Here is a 14,939-nt window from a genome sequence, read left to right on the forward strand (position 1 = left end):
CAACTTTTGCGAATTAATAAGTATGAAGATAGAAGATTCTTATGGAAGACTCTTAACGGAGAGTCAAATGACAAATGATCTAAAAGAAATTGCTCAAGAACTTCCAGCTATAGAAAAACAGAATGGAAGGTACCAATGCTTTCGATGTGGCAGTATGATTGATCAAAAACTGTGGAAGTTGAGTGAAGAGGTACTGTATTGTAGAGCCTGTATCCAATTAGGAAGGATCCGGAGTGATCAAAAACTTTATGCTATTGCACAGCAAGACTTTGAAGGTCAAGAGGTGCTAAACTGGAAAGGGACCTTGACTTCCTATCAACAAGAGGTATCTGAAGGACTTATCCAAGCAGTTAAAGCAGGAAAACATGCCTTGGTACATGCTGTGACAGGAGCTGGAAAAACGGAAATGATGTATCAGGTTGTAGCAACAGCTATCAAGGCAGGAAAAGCAGTCTGTATTGCTACCCCAAGAATCGATGTCTGTATCGAACTGTACGGAAGAATGAAGGATGATTTTTCCTGCCCCATCTCTTTGCTTCATGGAGAATCGGAGCCCTATTTTAGAACGCCTTTAGTGATCGCTACAACCCACCAATTGCTAAAGTTTTATCAGGCTTTTGATCTCCTTATTATAGATGAGGTAGATGCTTTTCCCTATGTGGATAATCCAATCTTATATAAAGCAGCTCAGAATGCAATAAAAAAAGAGGGGAATACCCTATATTTGACAGCAACCTCTACAGATGAGCTAGATAAAAAGGTTAAGAAAAAAGAAATCATTCGTTATAGTCTTCCAAGAAGATTTCATGGGAACCCACTAGTGGTCCCTGAAATAAAATGGGTGCCGAAAATTAGAGAAAAAATTGAAAAAGGAAGAATCCCTTACGAACTATTGCAACTGATCAAGAAACAAAGACAGACTCACTACCCATTGTTAATCTTTGTATCTGAAATAGAATTAGGACAACAATTCACTGAGAACTTAAAAAAATACTTTCCCAAAGAAACAGTAGGTTTTGTATCCTCACAGACAACAGACCGCCTACGAATGGTAGAAAAGTTTAGAAACAAAGCCATAACCATGCTAGTCTCGACAACAATTTTAGAAAGAGGAGTGACTTTTCCATTTGTAGATGTCTTTGTTTTAGAAAGTAATCACAAATTATTTACTAAAAGTGCCCTCGTACAAATTTCAGGAAGGGTCGGTCGAAGTAAAGAAAGACCAACAGGTGAACTACTTTTTCTATCAGATGGTATAACACGAGGAATGAAAAAAGCGATTAAAGAAATAAAGGAAATGAATCAGGAGGCTGGATTTTGAAAGAATGTCTGCTTTGTACTAAAGAGTTGAAAACTGGTGAACATTTCATAGATCTTATAATTATGAATCAACAAGAAGAATGGATTTGTAAAGAATGCAAAGAAGGCTTCGAACAAATTGGCGAAATCCATTGTCCTAGATGTTATAAAGATAAGGAGGAGAAAGTATGTAAAGATTGCGAATACTGGATACAAAAGGGGAATATGGTAGAACATGAAGCATTATATAGATATAATGCAGCAATGAAGGACTATTTCAAACGATATAAATTTGAAGGAGATCGTTTATTAGGAATGGTATTTGCATGTGAAATCAAAAAAGCCTTGAAAAAGTATAAAAGCTATACGATAATACCGACTCCAATCAGCCATGAAAAAAAGCAGGAAAGAGGATTCAATCAAGTATCGACTATACTAGATTTTGCAGAGATAAAGTACAACAGTCTATTCCAAAAAGAAGACACTTTAGCCCAATCAAAAAAAACAAGAGAAGAAAGATTAAAAACCACTCAGCACTTTCAATTAAAAGGAGAAATTTCAGAAAAGCAGAAATATCTAATCTTCGATGATATCTACACAACGGGCAAAACAATCGAATTAATGAAGCGCCTACTAATTGAAAAAGGTGTGAAAGAAATAAAGACATTTTCAATCGCAAGGTAAAAAAAGATTTGCAAAAACTTTATGAAAGCGTTATAATATACATATAAATAAAAACATAATGTTTAGAAAGTAGGTACTAATATGATTAAATATAGTATCCGTGGTGAAAACCTAGAAGTAACAGAAGCCATTCGCGACTATGTCGTTTCTAAACTCGAAAAGATTGAAAAATATTTTCAGGCAGATCAAGAGCTAGACGCTCGAGTAAACTTAAAAGTTTACCGTGAAAAGACCGCAAAAGTAGAAGTAACCATTCCACTTGGATCTATTACACTGCGTGCAGAAGATGTCTCTCAAGATATGTACGGTTCAATTGATCTGGTTGTAGATAAAATTGAACGTCAAATTCGTAAGAATAAAACAAAAATCGAAAAGAAAAATCGTGTTAAATCTGGTGCAGGTAAATTGTTTACCGATGCAGTTGTAGAAGAAGCAGCAACCACAGAAAAAGTTGTTCGCTCAAAAACAATTGATCTAGAACCAATGGATTTAGATGAAGCGATCCTTCAAATGGATCTATTAGCACACGATTTCTTCATTTATCGTGATGCAGAGGATAACACAACAAATGTGATCTACCGTAGAGAAGATGGAGACATCGGTCTATTGGAAGTAAAAGAATAGAGATCAAAAAAGAGATCGAAAACATCAATTAATTATAGAGGAATCAGGAGCATTTATGCTCCTGATTTTTTTATATAAACCAAAAAAGTAAAAAAACTTTCAAAAAAATAAATTTTTTTAAGAAAAAGTATTGACAGTAAGGGTAGGTCATGATATACTAATATAGTTGTCGCGCGAGAGCGACAAAGACCTTTGAAAACTGAACAAGACGAACCAATGTGCAGGGCGCTATAACTAAGGTTATAGTAACTGAACAATAAAAAAACAATAAATCTGTCAGTGACAGAATGAGTTTAAGACAAACAATTATTTTAATGAGAGTTTGATCCTGGCTCAGGATGAACGCTGGCGGCGTGCCTAATACATGCAAGTAGAACGCTGAAGCTTGGTGCTTGCACCGAGCGGATGAGTTGCGAACGGGTGAGTAACGCGTAGGTAACCTGCCTCTTAGCGGGGGATAACTATTGGAAACGATAGCTAATACCGCATAAAAGTCGATATCGCATGATATTGATTTGAAAGGTGCAATTGCATCACTAAGAGATGGACCTGCGTTGTATTAGCTAGTTGGTGAGGTAACGGCTCACCAAGGCGACGATACATAGCCGACCTGAGAGGGTGATCGGCCACACTGGGACTGAGACACGGCCCAGACTCCTACGGGAGGCAGCAGTAGGGAATCTTCGGCAATGGGGGCAACCCTGACCGAGCAACGCCGCGTGAGTGAAGAAGGTTTTCGGATCGTAAAGCTCTGTTGTAAGAGAAGAACGAGTGTGAGAGTGGAAAGTTCACACTGTGACGGTAACTTACCAGAAAGGGACGGCTAACTACGTGCCAGCAGCCGCGGTAATACGTAGGTCCCGAGCGTTATCCGGATTTATTGGGCGTAAAGCGAGCGCAGGCGGTTAGATAAGTCTGAAGTTAAAGGCTGTGGCTTAACCATAGTACGCTTTGGAAACTGTTTAACTTGAGTGCAGAAGGGGAGAGTGGAATTCCATGTGTAGCGGTGAAATGCGTAGATATATGGAGGAACACCGGTGGCGAAAGCGGCTCTCTGGTCTGTAACTGACGCTGAGGCTCGAAAGCGTGGGGAGCAAACAGGATTAGATACCCTGGTAGTCCACGCCGTAAACGATGAGTGCTAGGTGTTGGGTCCTTTCCAGGACTCAGTGCCGCAGCTAACGCATTAAGCACTCCGCCTGGGGAGTACGACCGCAAGGTTGAAACTCAAAGGAATTGACGGGGGCCCGCACAAGCGGTGGAGCATGTGGTTTAATTCGAAGCAACGCGAAGAACCTTACCAGGTCTTGACATCCCTCTGACCGCTCTAGAGATAGAGTTTTCCTTCGGGACAGAGGTGACAGGTGGTGCATGGTTGTCGTCAGCTCGTGTCGTGAGATGTTGGGTTAAGTCCCGCAACGAGCGCAACCCCTATTGTTAGTTGCCATCATTTAGTTGGGCACTCTAGCGAGACTGCCGGTAATAAACCGGAGGAAGGTGGGGATGACGTCAAATCATCATGCCCCTTATGACCTGGGCTACACACGTGCTACAATGGCTGGTACAACGAGTCGCGAGTCGGTGACGACAAGCTAATCTCTTAAAGCCAGTCTCAGTTCGGATTGTAGGCTGCAACTCGCCTACATGAAGTCGGAATCGCTAGTAATCGCGGATCAGCACGCCGCGGTGAATACGTTCCCGGGCCTTGTACACACCGCCCGTCACACCACGAGAGTTTGTAACACCCGAAGTCGGTGAGGTAACCATTTGGAGCCAGCCGCCTAAGGTGGGATAGATGATTGGGGTGAAGTCGTAACAAGGTAGCCGTATCGGAAGGTGCGGCTGGATCACCTCCTTTCTAAGGAAAAGGAAACCTGTACGTTGGTCTTGTTTAGTTTTGAGAGGTCTTGTGGGGCCTTAGCTCAGCTGGGAGAGCGCCTGCTTTGCACGCAGGAGGTCAGCGGTTCGATCCCGCTAGGCTCCATTAACACTTTAAGGAGTGTTAAGATTGAACATTGAAAATTGAATATCTATATCAAATAGTAACAAGAAAATAAACCGAAACGCTGTAAATATTTAAAGAGTTTAGGTCGCAAGACCAAAAATAAGGTTAAGTTAATAAGGGCGCACGGTGGATGCCTTGGCACTAGAAGCCGAAGAAGGACGTGACAAACGACGAAATGCTTTGGGGAGCTGTAAGTAAGCGACGATCCAGAGATGTCCGAATGGGGGAACCCACTAGCTGATGGCTAGTACTCCTATCTGTTAAGGATAGGTAGAGGAAGACGCAGTGAACTGAAACATCTAAGTAGCTGCAGGAAGAGAAAGCAAAAGCGATTGCCTGAGTAGCGGCGAGCGAAACGGCAGGAGGGCAAACCGAGGAGTTTACTCCTCGGGGTTGTAGGACTGCAATGTGGACTTAAAGATTATAGAAGAATGACATGGGAAGGTCAGCCAAAGAGAGTAAGAGCCTCGTATTCGAAATAGTCTTTATACCTAGCAGTATCCTGAGTACGGTGGGACACGAGAAATCCCGTCGGAATCTGGGAGGACCATCTCCCAACCCTAAATACTCTCTAGTGACCGATAGTGAACCAGTACCGTGAGGGAAAGGTGAAAAGCACCCCGGGAGGGGAGTGAAATAGAACCTGAAACCGTGTGCCTACAACAAGTTCGAGCCCGTTAATGGGTGAGAGCGTGCCTTTTGTAGAATGAACCGGCGAGTTACGATATGATGCGAGGTTAAGTTGAAGAGACGGAGCCGTAGGGAAACCGAGTCTGAATAGGGCGGATTAGTATTATGTCGTAGACCCGAAACCATGTGACCTACCCATGAGCAGGTTGAAGGTGAGGTAAAACTCACTGGAGGACCGAACCAGGGCACGTTGAAAAGTGCTTGGATGACTTGTGGGTAGCGGAGAAATTCCAAACGAACTTGGAGATAGCTGGTTCTCTCCGAAATAGCTTTAGGGCTAGCGTCGACATTAAGATTCTTGGAGGTAGAGCACTGTTTGGGTGAGGGGTCCATCCCGGATTACCAATCTCAGATAAACTCCGAATGCCAATGAATTATGGTCGGCAGTCAGACTGCGAGTGCTAAGATCCGTAGTCGAAAGGGAAACAGCCCAGACCACCAGCTAAGGTCCCAAAATAATTGTTAAGTGGAAAAGGATGTGGGGTTGCACAGACAACTAGGATGTTAGCTTAGAAGCAGCTATTCATTCAAAGAGTGCGTAATAGCTCACTAGTCGAGTGACCCTGCGCCGAAAATGTACCGGGGCTAAAACAATTTACCGAAGCTGTGGATACCTTTATAGGTATGGTAGGAGAGCGTTCTATGTGTGGAGAAGGTGTACCGTGAGGAGCGCTGGAACGCATAGAAGTGAGAATGCCGGTATGAGTAGCGAAAGACAGGTGAGAATCCTGTCCACCGTAAGACTAAGGTTTCCAGGGGAAGGCTCGTCCGCCCTGGGTTAGTCGGGACCTAAGGAGAGACCGAAAGGTGTATCCGATGGACAACAGGTTGATATTCCTGTACTAGAGTATGTAGTGAAGGAGGGACGCAGTAGGCTAACTAAAGCGTGCGACTGGAAGTGCACGTCTAAGCAGTGAGGTGTGAATTGAGTTAAATGCTTAATTCTGTAACATTGAGCTGTGATGGGGAGCGAAGTTTAGTAGCGAAGTTAGTGACGTCACACTGCCAAGAAAAGCTTCTAGCGTTAATCATACTCTACCCGTACCGCAAACCGACACAGGTAGTCGAGGCGAGTAGCCTCAGGTGAGCGAGAGAACTCTCGTTAAGGAACTCGGCAAAATGACCCCGTAACTTCGGGAGAAGGGGTGCTGGCTTTAAGTCAGCCGCAGTGAATAGGCCCAAGCAACTGTTTATCAAAAACACAGCTCTCTGCTAAATCGTAAGATGATGTATAGGGGGTGACGCCTGCCCGGTGCTGGAAGGTTAAGAGGAGTGCTTAGCGTAAGCGAAGGTATGAATTGAAGCCCCAGTAAACGGCGGCCGTAACTATAACGGTCCTAAGGTAGCGAAATTCCTTGTCGGGTAAGTTCCGACCCGCACGAAAGGCGTAATGATTTGGGCACTGTCTCAACGAGAGACTCGGTGAAATTTTAGTACCTGTGAAGATGCAGGTTACCCGCGACAGGACGGAAAGACCCCATGGAGCTTTACTGCAGTTTGATATTGAGTGTCTGTGCCACATGTACAGGATAGGTAGGAGCCATTGAGATCGGGACGCCAGTTTCGATGGAGGCGTTGTTGGGATACTACCCTTGTGTTATGGCCACTCTAACCCGGTAGGTTCATCATCTACGGAGACAGTGTCTGACGGGCAGTTTGACTGGGGCGGTCGCCTCCTAAAAGGTAACGGAGGCGCCCAAAGGTTCCCTCAGAATGGTTGGAAATCATTCGCAGAGTGTAAAGGTATAAGGGAGCTTGACTGCGAGAGCTACAACTCGAGCAGGGACGAAAGTCGGGCTTAGTGATCCGGTGGTTCCGTATGGAAGGGCCATCGCTCAACGGATAAAAGCTACCCTGGGGATAACAGGCTTATCTCCCCCAAGAGTTCACATCGACGGGGAGGTTTGGCACCTCGATGTCGGCTCGTCGCATCCTGGGGCTGTAGTCGGTCCCAAGGGTTGGGCTGTTCGCCCATTAAAGCGGCACGCGAGCTGGGTTCAGAACGTCGTGAGACAGTTCGGTCCCTATCCGTCGCGGGCGTAGGAAATTTGAGAGGATCTGCTCCTAGTACGAGAGGACCAGAGTGGACTTACCGCTGGTGTACCAGTTGTCTCGCCAGAGGCATCGCTGGGTAGCTATGTAGGGAAGGGATAAACGCTGAAAGCATCTAAGTGTGAAACCCACCTCAAGATGAGATTTCCCATGATTTTATATCAGTAAGAGCCCTGAGAGATGATCAGGTAGATAGGTTAGAAGTGGAAGTTGTGTGAGCAATGGAGCGGACTAATACTAATAGCTCGAGGACTTATCCAAAGAGTCAGAAGATATTGACAATGTAAGGTTAACTTGTTAGAATATAGATGTTCAATTTTGAATGTTTAATCATTCAGAGTTAAGTGACGATAGCCTAGGAGATACACCTGTACCCATGCCGAACACAGCAGTTAAGCCCTAGAACGCCGGAAGTAGTTGGGGGTTGCCCCCTGTGAGATAAGGTAGTCGCTTAGCAAGAGATTGAGCCTAGTAGATACTAGGCTCATTTGGGAGTTTAGCTCAGCTAAGGAGAACGCAAGTTCGACTTTGTCGAAACTGACGTAAGTCAGTGCACGACAGGGATCCAGTGAGTTAAACGACCATTTGGGAGTTTAGCTCAGCTGGGAGAGCATCTGCCTTACAAGCAGAGGGTCAGCGGTTCGATCCCGTTAACTCCCATAGGTCCCGTAGTGTAGCGGTTATCACGTCGCCCTGTCACGGCGAAGATCGCGGGTTCGATTCCCGTCGGGACCGTTAAAATAATGAAAATTATTTTAAGACTCGTTAGCTCAGTTGGTAGAGCAATTGACTTTTAATCAATGGGTCACTGGTTCGAGCCCAGTACGGGTCATATTTTGCGGGTTTGGCGGAATTGGCAGACGCACCAGATTTAGGATCTGGCGCTTTACGGCGTGGGGGTTCAAGTCCCTTAACCCGCATAAGAGAATAATAATGAGCCGGCTTAGCTCAGTTGGTAGAGCATCTGATTTGTAATCAGAGGGTCGCGTGTTCAAGTCATGTAGCCGGCATTTTTTTATATAAAGAAAGCAATGCGAACGTAGTTCAGTGGTAGAACACCACCTTGCCAAGGTGGGGGTCGCGGGTTCGAATCCCGTCGTTCGCTTGAGGAGGCCGGGGTGGCGGAACTGGCAGACGCACAGGACTTAAAATCCTGCGATTGGTAACGATCGTACCGGTTCGATTCCGGTCCTCGGCATAGACAAAGGTTGAAAGAAGCACCCTTAGCTCAACTGGATAGAGTACCTGACTACGAATCAGGCGGTTAGAGGTTCGACTCCTCTAGGGTGCATGGTCGCAAGGCTATGTAATAATTGAATAGGAACGAGCACCCTTAGCTCAACTGGATAGAGTACCTGACTACGAATCAGGCGGTTAGAGGTTCGACTCCTCTAGGGTGCATAAAGCAGTAGCTTTAGATCGGGAAGTAGCTCAGCTTGGTAGAGTACTTGGTTTGGGACCAAGGTGTCGCAGGTTCGAATCCTGTCTTCCCGATAGTGTATCGAAAAAGTCTAATGGTTGACATTAGACTTTTTTTGTAGTTATTTTTTATTAATTTATAAGAAAAAAGAGCTTTCGCTCTTTCCAACTTTATTTATTTCGCAGTTCAACATAACGGTTATACCAAATTTTGATATATTCCTCAGAAAAAGGACCTTTGCTTTGGTTTATCCAATCTACTAGAACCTTAACATTTTCCTTTAAAATAAAGTCGATGTCATCTGAATAGTGCATTTTTTCTTTGTGCTGCTCGTATTCTTCAACATCTAACAATTTTTTTTCACCATTGGTAAAGACCTTGACATCGAGATCATAGTCGATATATTTTAAGGCTTCTTGGTCAATGTGAAAAGGACTTGCTAGGTTACAGTAGTAAGACACACCATTGTCACGGATCATGGCGATGATGTTAAACCAATATTTTTTATGGAAATATACGATCGCTGGTTCACGTGTGATCCAACGTCTACCATCACTTTCAGTCACAAGTGTATGGTCATTTACTCCAATAATTGCATTTTCAGTTATCTTTAATACCATGGTGTCACGCCATGTACGGTGTAAACTGCCATCATGTTTATAACTTTGAATTGTAATAAAGTCGCCTTCTTTAGGTAGTTTCATAACTTACCAACTTTCTACAATCTAAGTATATCCTCTATATTGTATCATATTTTTTCAAATTTTTTCTTATTTTTCTATTTAATTTTCAATTTGGTTTATGAATCTAAGTATTCTCTAATGGCTGACGTTATATCACTGTAGTCGTAGCCTTTTCTGGCTAGTGCCTGAGTCAAGCGTTGTTTGAGGTCATAGCCTTCATATTTTTTACTGTATTTACGGTATTGTTTTTCTAACTCTTTTAGAATGAGCTCATTGGTTGTTTCTTCATCTGTTTCGAGCTCGAGATTTTGGAATGCTATCTTTGCTTGATTGTATGTAAAGCCTTTTGAAATGAGTCCTTGGATGATTTTAGTTTCAATAGCTTTTAACGGATATTTCCCTTGGTATTTTTTTACGAGTTTTATTGCGGTACGGTCGATCACTTCTGAAAAATCATAGTCTGCAAGAATTTCTTGAAGGATAGATTTTGAGATCCCTTTTTGTTGAATTTTTTGTTGTAATAAGGCAGGGCCCTTATCGCCACTGAGAAGGTTAGCCTCTATCAGGTTTCTTGCATATTGACGATCATCTAACCACTTGTCTTCTTTTAGGTGTTGGACCACTTTATCAATAATGTCACTTTCAATGTCATATTTTGTCAGGTAGTCTCGGACTTCTTTTGTTGTCCGAGCTTTAAAAGAAAGATGGTAAAGGGCCAGGTTTTTACCATAGGAGTATTGAGCAAACTCTTGGATTTCTTTTAATTCCTCCTCACTGATTTCCTTATCTTTGGAAAGGAAATATTTGACGATGGTGTCTTCTGTAATATAAAGTTTTTGATCATTGTCTAATTCCAGGAGGTAGAGTCTTTTTTTCTTTTCTAGTTTTGTAATTTTCATGTTTTTATTATACCGAAAAATGTGTTAAGATAGGGATATGAACGTTAAAGTAAAACAAAAAATTCCTTTGAAAATTAAACGAATGGGAATTAACGGTGAAGGGATTGGCTTTTATAAAAAAACACTTGTCTTTGTGCCAGGTGCTTTAAAGGGAGAAGATATCTTCTGCCAAATTACAAGTGTCAAGAAAAATTTTGCGGAAGCCAAACTCTTATCTGTGAATAAGGCGTCTAAGTTTCGTGTGACGCCCATGTGTGATATCTATGAGACCTGTGGGGGCTGTCAAATCATGCATTTGAAGTATGACAAGCAGCTGGAGTTTAAGACAGATTTGTTGCAACAGGCCTTGAAAAAGTTCTCGCCTGAAGGCTTTGAACAGTATGCTATTCGGCCGACAATCGGAATGCAGGAGCCTCTTTACTATCGGGCCAAATTGCAATTTCAAACAAGGAAATTCAAGGGCCAAGTCAAGGCGGGCCTCTATGCTCAAAATTCACATTATTTGGTAGAATTAAAAGATTGTTTGGTCCAAGATCCGGTTATTCAAGCGATTGCCAATGATCTTGCGGATTTATTGACTTACTACCAGATTCCGATTGCTGATGAGCGTAAAGAACTGGGTGTCAGAACTATGATGGTTAGACGAGCTCGGAAGTCTGGTCAGGTTCAGATCATTGTGGTCACTAGTCGGCAGATTAATTTAAAGGATTTAGTGGAAGACTTGGTTAAGAAACACCCTGAGATTGTCACCGTTGCTGTTAATAAAAATACGTCTCGCTCCAGTGAAATCTATGGCGAACAAACACAGATTATTTGGGGAGAAGAGGCCATTTTGGAAGGTGTTTTGGATTATGAATTCTCCCTGTCTCCTCGAGCCTTTTACCAGTTGAATCCGGAACAAACTGAAGTATTGTATAGTGAGGCTGTCAAGGCTCTAGATGTTTCTCCAGAGGATCATCTTATTGATGCCTACTGTGGGGTTGGAACGATTGGGTTTGCCTTTGCTAATAGAGTGAAAAGTGTTCGGGGGATGGATATTATTCCTGAAGCGATTGAAGATGCCAAATACAATGCTAAACGGATGGGATTTGAGAATACCCACTATGAGGCTGGGACAGCAGAAGAGATCATTCCTCGCTGGTACCAGGAAGGCTATCGGGCTAATGCTGTGATCGTAGATCCACCTCATACGGGCTTGGGGGCAAAATTAATCGAGACCTTGTTGCACTATGCACCTGAAAAGATGGTCTATGTCTCTTGTAATGTATCGACTTTGGCACGGGATCTAGTGGCTTTGACGAAGGTTTATCAGGTTGAATACATTCAATCAGTGGACATGTTCCCCCATACTGCACGGACAGAAGCAGTTGTGAAATTAGTGAAGAAGTGAAAGAAGAATGGATATTTGGGAAAAACTTTATCTTGAGGCGAAAGCTCTCTATGCGCCTCACGAGGTTTCAGATTTTGTCTATGCTCGACATGTGGTTGCTGCTGTTGAGGCTGCAGATGGTCAGATTTTTACGGGCTTTTGTATGGAAGGAACCTGTGGCGTCTTTCATTTATGTGCCGAACGAGCAGCCCTCTTCAACATGTATCAACAATCAGGACAAACCAAGGTCAAGCGCATTATTGCTTTTCGAGACAAACCTCCTTATGGAGAAGGTTCTGGGATGCCTTGTGGGGCCTGTCGTGAATTTCTCCTTGAGCTAGATGCTGAGAATCGTCATCTAGAATTTATGGTGGATTATGAGAGTCGTAAGACCATTACTTTAGGTGAATTGATGCCTCTTTGGTGGGGAGAAGAACGGGCTCGTCAAAGAGAAAATAAAGGGAATGAGTAGAGGAAATAAATAAATGGACAATGTTATTGATGTATCGATTCCAGTTGCTCAAGTTATTGATCAACATCCGGAGGTATTGGATTTGTTGGTGGAGTTGGGCTTTAAACCCTTAGCCAATCCGATCATGCGAAATACAGTTGGGCGCAAGGTTTCCTTAAAACAAGGATCAAAATTAGAAGGTACTCCTATGGAGAAGATTGTGCGAACACTAGAGGCCAATGGCTATGAAGTAGTGGGGCTAGATCAATGAGTGATGAACGAATTCATGTCTTAAGAGATATCTTATTAGAGCTTCATCATGGAGCTTCCCCTGAGTCGGTTCAGGAGCGCTTTGATGCGACCTTTGCAGGGGTTTCTGCGATTGAAATCTCTCTTATGGAGCATGAACTGATGAACTCCGATGCAGGGGTTACTTTTGAAGATGTTATGGAGCTTTGTGATGTCCATGCCAATCTCTTTAAGAATGCGGTTCAAGGGGTCGAAGTAGCAGATACCGACCACCCTGGTCATCCTGTTCAAATCTTTAAACAGGAGAACTTAGCCCTTCGTGCGGCTATGATGCGGGTACGCCGCTTGCTAGACAATTATGAGACAACTGAGGATCCTGAGATGATTCAGGAGATTCATAAGGGCTTGTTACGTCAGCTGGGCTTGGTGGGTCAATTTGACCGGCATTACCGTCGAAAGGAAGAGTTGATGTTTCCGATTATGGAAAAATATGGGCATGATTCCCCACCAAAAGTGATGTGGGGAGTAGATGACCAGATTCGGGAACTCTTTGCGAAAGCTTTGGATGTGGCCAAGAAATTACCGGATTCTAGTATTTCTGAAGTCAAGGAATGCTTTGAAGCCTTTGCGCAAGAGTTTGAGGGCATGATCTTCAAGGAAGAGTCGATCCTCTTGATGATTTTGCTGGAGTCCTTTACCCAGGATGACTGGCTCTCCATTGCAGAAGAAAGTGATGCTTATGGTTATGCCATTATTCTCCCAAGTGAGAAATGGGTGCCAAAACGCGTGGACTTCAAGGAGGAAGCGTCTGAAGAGTCAGAAGGTTCAACTGAACCGCTTCCTTCTTCAAATGGAGAAGAGCACCGTCAGGTCATTGAGACTCCTGAGGGACAATTGACCATTACCTTCACGCCTAAGAAAAAAGAAGAGAGCTTCGATCGCAAGCAGCCACAAGCTTTTGGTCATGGATTTTTATCGGTGGAGCAAGCGAATTTAATCTTGAACCAGTTACCAATGGAGATCACCTTTGTCAATAAGGATGATATTTTCCAATATTACAATGATGCTGCGCCTTTTGAGGAAATGATTTTTAAGAGGACGCCATCGCAGGTAGGACGCAATGTTGAGCTGTGTCACCCACCGAAATATTTGGAGAAGGTCAAAGCCATCATGCAGGGGCTTCGTGAAGGGAAAAAAGACAAGTATGAAATGTGGTTCAAATCAGAATCGCGTGGGAAATTTGTCCATGTTACCTATGCAGCCGTGCGTGATGAAGCTGGAGACTTCCAAGGTGTCTTGGAATATGTTCAGGACATTCAACCTTATCGAGAGATCGATACGGATTTTTATAGAGGAATGGAGTAAAGATGAGTTACGAAACAGAGTTTATGAAGGAGTTTGAGGAGTGGATCAAGACCCAAGTCATGATCAATGAAATGGCTCTCGAAGAGAGTAAGAAGGTTTTTGAGGAAGACCAGGATGAACGAGCTAAAATCGCCATGATTCGCTATGAAAGCCGTTTGGACGCTTATCAGTTCCTGCAAGGGAAGTTTGAAAATTTCCATGCTGGAAAAGGATTTCATGATTTACCAGATGGCCTCTTTGGTGAAAGAAAATATTAAAAACACCTTATTGAAGGCGTTTTACTAGCTAGATTTACCTGAAAATTGAGCAATGACTTGATTTTTTAGGGGATTGTGATACAATAAAAAAGTTGAAATGACATCAACGGATTTTTGAATGGAATGATAGTGATGAAACCTTGTTGCCTTAGGAATTGATCACTGAATTTAGGAGGAAAAATGGCAAAGAAGAACGTAAACCGTGCGAAACAATACAAACATCAAAATAGACATCTTTTGAAAAAAGCTGTCGCAACTGTAACTGCAGCTGTGAAAGAAACACCTAAAAAGGTTGAGAAAGCTACAAAAGCAGTGGCGAAAGAAGTGAAACAAGCGGCTTCTTCAGTGGAAGAATTTGCTGCAAGTTTGGAAGGTGTGGCACTTGATCGTGCGCAAACATTCTATGATGAAGGTATTCGCTCTGTTGCGGACTTCGCAAACTGGACAGAAAAAGAGTTGTTGGCCCTTAAAGGAATCGGCCCAGCTACAATCAAGAAATTGAAAGAACTAGGCGTTAAATTTAAATAATCGCTTTTATGATTTCTTGCTATTTCCAGGAAAACTTGCTAAAATGAACCTATTAGAGGTGTTTTGAATCCCACATTTTACAGAAAGTGGCGGTGCTGAGAAGTCCACAAATGTGTCAAAACTAGTTGCTAATGGATGAAATTAAAAAATGAAATACAAATCTTTTTGTTTCCTTTTAGGACTAGGCGGCGAGTTGCAGGTTGTACTGAAGTACACCAAGACGAGCTCACGACGTCATAAAAGTGAAACAAGAAGATTAAAGATGCGGGCATCTGCCCGAAATTGGGTGGTACCGCGGATCAACACATTCGTCCCTGTCATTAATCTGACAGGGGCGATTTTTCTTTTGCAACCCTGGCTGAAG

General features: G+C 43.1%; 11 protein-coding genes, 11 tRNA genes and 3 rRNA genes. 23 read left to right on the forward strand and 2 right to left on the reverse strand.

The annotated features are described in order from the left end of the window. Positions 1 to 22: 22 nt before the first annotated feature. From LPB220_RS02850 to LPB220_RS02930, 17 genes are all read left to right on the forward strand, one after another. Complete coding sequence (locus LPB220_RS02850; RefSeq protein ID WP_061591378.1) at positions 23 to 1,321, forward strand: DEAD/DEAH box helicase; 1,299 nt, start codon at positions 23 to 25, stop codon at positions 1,319 to 1,321. After that, positions 1,318 to 1,983, forward strand: coding sequence for a ComF family protein (locus LPB220_RS02855; protein WP_150905440.1), 666 nt, complete (start codon positions 1,318 to 1,320; stop codon positions 1,981 to 1,983). The genes LPB220_RS02850 and LPB220_RS02855 overlap by 4 nt, the downstream gene beginning before the upstream one ends. Positions 1,984 to 2,064: 81 nt before the next feature. Next, positions 2,065 to 2,607: a ribosome hibernation-promoting factor, HPF/YfiA family gene (gene hpf, locus LPB220_RS02860; RefSeq protein WP_021154569.1), complete on the forward strand. Its 543-nt coding sequence runs from the start codon at positions 2,065 to 2,067 to the stop codon at positions 2,605 to 2,607. Between the two features lie 310 nt (positions 2,608 to 2,917). After that, positions 2,918 to 4,465: ribosomal RNA gene (locus tag LPB220_RS02865) — 16S ribosomal RNA — on the forward strand. Between the two features lie 53 nt (positions 4,466 to 4,518). Beyond that, positions 4,519 to 4,591 (forward strand) — tRNA-Ala (locus tag LPB220_RS02870). A 124-nt stretch (positions 4,592 to 4,715) separates the two neighbouring features. Continuing rightward, positions 4,716 to 7,615 (forward strand): 23S ribosomal RNA (locus LPB220_RS02875). A 79-nt stretch (positions 7,616 to 7,694) separates the two neighbouring features. Next, positions 7,695 to 7,810, forward strand: a 5S ribosomal RNA gene (gene rrf / locus LPB220_RS02880). Together the 16S, 23S and 5S rRNA genes with 11 tRNA genes alongside form the textbook arrangement of a ribosomal RNA operon. Positions 7,811 to 7,941: 131 nt before the next feature. Then, a tRNA-Val gene (locus tag LPB220_RS02885) sits at positions 7,942 to 8,014 on the forward strand. Between the two features lie 2 nt (positions 8,015 to 8,016). Continuing rightward, positions 8,017 to 8,089: transfer RNA gene (locus tag LPB220_RS02890), tRNA-Asp, on the forward strand. A gap of 24 nt (positions 8,090 to 8,113) precedes the next feature. After that, a tRNA-Lys gene (locus tag LPB220_RS02895) sits at positions 8,114 to 8,186 on the forward strand. 6 nt (positions 8,187 to 8,192) lie between these two features. After that, positions 8,193 to 8,274 (forward strand) — tRNA-Leu (locus LPB220_RS02900). Positions 8,275 to 8,291: 17 nt separating this feature from the next. Further along, positions 8,292 to 8,364, forward strand: a tRNA-Thr gene (locus LPB220_RS02905). A gap of 23 nt (positions 8,365 to 8,387) precedes the next feature. Further along, a tRNA-Gly gene (locus tag LPB220_RS02910) sits at positions 8,388 to 8,459 on the forward strand. Between the two features lie 7 nt (positions 8,460 to 8,466). Continuing rightward, positions 8,467 to 8,552: transfer RNA gene (locus LPB220_RS02915), tRNA-Leu, on the forward strand. A 19-nt stretch (positions 8,553 to 8,571) separates the two neighbouring features. Beyond that, positions 8,572 to 8,645: transfer RNA gene (locus LPB220_RS02920), tRNA-Arg, on the forward strand. A gap of 36 nt (positions 8,646 to 8,681) precedes the next feature. Continuing rightward, positions 8,682 to 8,755: transfer RNA gene (locus tag LPB220_RS02925), tRNA-Arg, on the forward strand. A 19-nt stretch (positions 8,756 to 8,774) separates the two neighbouring features. Further along, positions 8,775 to 8,848, forward strand: a tRNA-Pro gene (locus LPB220_RS02930). 96 nt (positions 8,849 to 8,944) lie between these two features. Here the strand turns inward: LPB220_RS02930 and LPB220_RS02935 are convergent. Continuing rightward, positions 8,945 to 9,478 carry a DUF402 domain-containing protein gene (locus LPB220_RS02935; RefSeq protein ID WP_118396820.1) on the reverse strand — a complete coding sequence of 178 codons (534 nt, stop codon included), beginning with the start codon at positions 9,476 to 9,478 and terminating at the stop codon, positions 8,945 to 8,947. A 95-nt stretch (positions 9,479 to 9,573) separates the two neighbouring features. Beyond that, positions 9,574 to 10,356: a recombination regulator RecX gene (gene recX / locus LPB220_RS02940; RefSeq protein ID WP_150905442.1), complete on the reverse strand. Its 783-nt coding sequence runs from the start codon at positions 10,354 to 10,356 to the stop codon at positions 9,574 to 9,576. A 37-nt stretch (positions 10,357 to 10,393) separates the two neighbouring features. Between recX and rlmD the strand changes: the two genes are divergently transcribed. The 6 genes from rlmD to LPB220_RS02970 all read left to right on the forward strand — a co-directional run bounded on the left by rlmD (position 10,394) and on the right by LPB220_RS02970 (position 14,575). Beyond that, entirely contained in the window at positions 10,394 to 11,746 is a 1,353-nt protein-coding gene (rlmD, locus tag LPB220_RS02945; protein ID WP_150905444.1) for a 23S rRNA (uracil(1939)-C(5))-methyltransferase RlmD, read from the forward strand. 7 nt (positions 11,747 to 11,753) lie between these two features. Continuing rightward, the gene (locus LPB220_RS02950; RefSeq protein WP_150905446.1) at positions 11,754 to 12,197 is read left to right on the forward strand and encodes a cytidine deaminase family protein; all 444 of its coding nucleotides are present in this window, start codon (positions 11,754 to 11,756) and stop codon (positions 12,195 to 12,197) included. Between the two features lie 13 nt (positions 12,198 to 12,210). Next, positions 12,211 to 12,447 (forward strand): DUF1858 domain-containing protein, encoded by a 237-nt coding sequence (locus LPB220_RS02955; protein WP_003014300.1) that lies wholly within the window; start codon positions 12,211 to 12,213, stop codon positions 12,445 to 12,447. Then, positions 12,444 to 13,790 (forward strand): DUF438 domain-containing protein, encoded by a 1,347-nt coding sequence (locus LPB220_RS02960; protein WP_150905448.1) that lies wholly within the window; start codon positions 12,444 to 12,446, stop codon positions 13,788 to 13,790. Before LPB220_RS02955 ends, LPB220_RS02960 begins: the two co-directional genes overlap by 4 nt. Positions 13,791 to 13,792: 2 nt before the next feature. Further along, entirely contained in the window at positions 13,793 to 14,047 is a 255-nt protein-coding gene (locus LPB220_RS02965) for a DUF1912 family protein (RefSeq protein WP_021152721.1), read from the forward strand. Between the two features lie 180 nt (positions 14,048 to 14,227). Continuing rightward, positions 14,228 to 14,575, forward strand: coding sequence for a helix-hairpin-helix domain-containing protein (locus tag LPB220_RS02970; RefSeq protein ID WP_021152722.1), 348 nt, complete (start codon positions 14,228 to 14,230; stop codon positions 14,573 to 14,575). The last annotated feature ends 364 nt before the right edge of the window (positions 14,576 to 14,939 follow it).

The organism is Streptococcus sp. LPB0220, from assembly GCF_008727815.1.
Lineage (GTDB): Bacteria > Bacillota > Bacilli > Lactobacillales > Streptococcaceae > Streptococcus.

What these genes read in the sequence shown, in the direction of transcription:
- LPB220_RS02965 (WP_021152721.1), top strand. Translation starts at nt 13,793, where the DNA reads ATGAGTTACGAAACAGAGTTTATGAAGGAGTTTGAGGAGTGGATCAAG.
- LPB220_RS02960 (WP_150905448.1), top strand. Translation starts at nt 12,444, where the DNA reads ATGAGTGATGAACGAATTCATGTCTTAAGAGATATCTTATTAGAGCTT.
- LPB220_RS02970 (WP_021152722.1), top strand. Translation starts at nt 14,228, where the DNA reads ATGGCAAAGAAGAACGTAAACCGTGCGAAACAATACAAACATCAAAAT.
- LPB220_RS02850 (WP_061591378.1), top strand. Translation starts at nt 23, where the DNA reads ATGAAGATAGAAGATTCTTATGGAAGACTCTTAACGGAGAGTCAAATG.
- recX (WP_150905442.1), bottom strand. Translation starts at nt 10,356, where the DNA reads ATGAAAATTACAAAACTAGAAAAGAAAAAAAGACTCTACCTCCTGGAA.
- LPB220_RS02935 (WP_118396820.1), bottom strand. Translation starts at nt 9,478, where the DNA reads ATGAAACTACCTAAAGAAGGCGACTTTATTACAATTCAAAGTTATAAA.
- rlmD (WP_150905444.1), top strand. Translation starts at nt 10,394, where the DNA reads ATGAACGTTAAAGTAAAACAAAAAATTCCTTTGAAAATTAAACGAATG.
- LPB220_RS02955 (WP_003014300.1), top strand. Translation starts at nt 12,211, where the DNA reads ATGGACAATGTTATTGATGTATCGATTCCAGTTGCTCAAGTTATTGAT.
- hpf (WP_021154569.1), top strand. Translation starts at nt 2,065, where the DNA reads ATGATTAAATATAGTATCCGTGGTGAAAACCTAGAAGTAACAGAAGCC.
- LPB220_RS02950 (WP_150905446.1), top strand. Translation starts at nt 11,754, where the DNA reads ATGGATATTTGGGAAAAACTTTATCTTGAGGCGAAAGCTCTCTATGCG.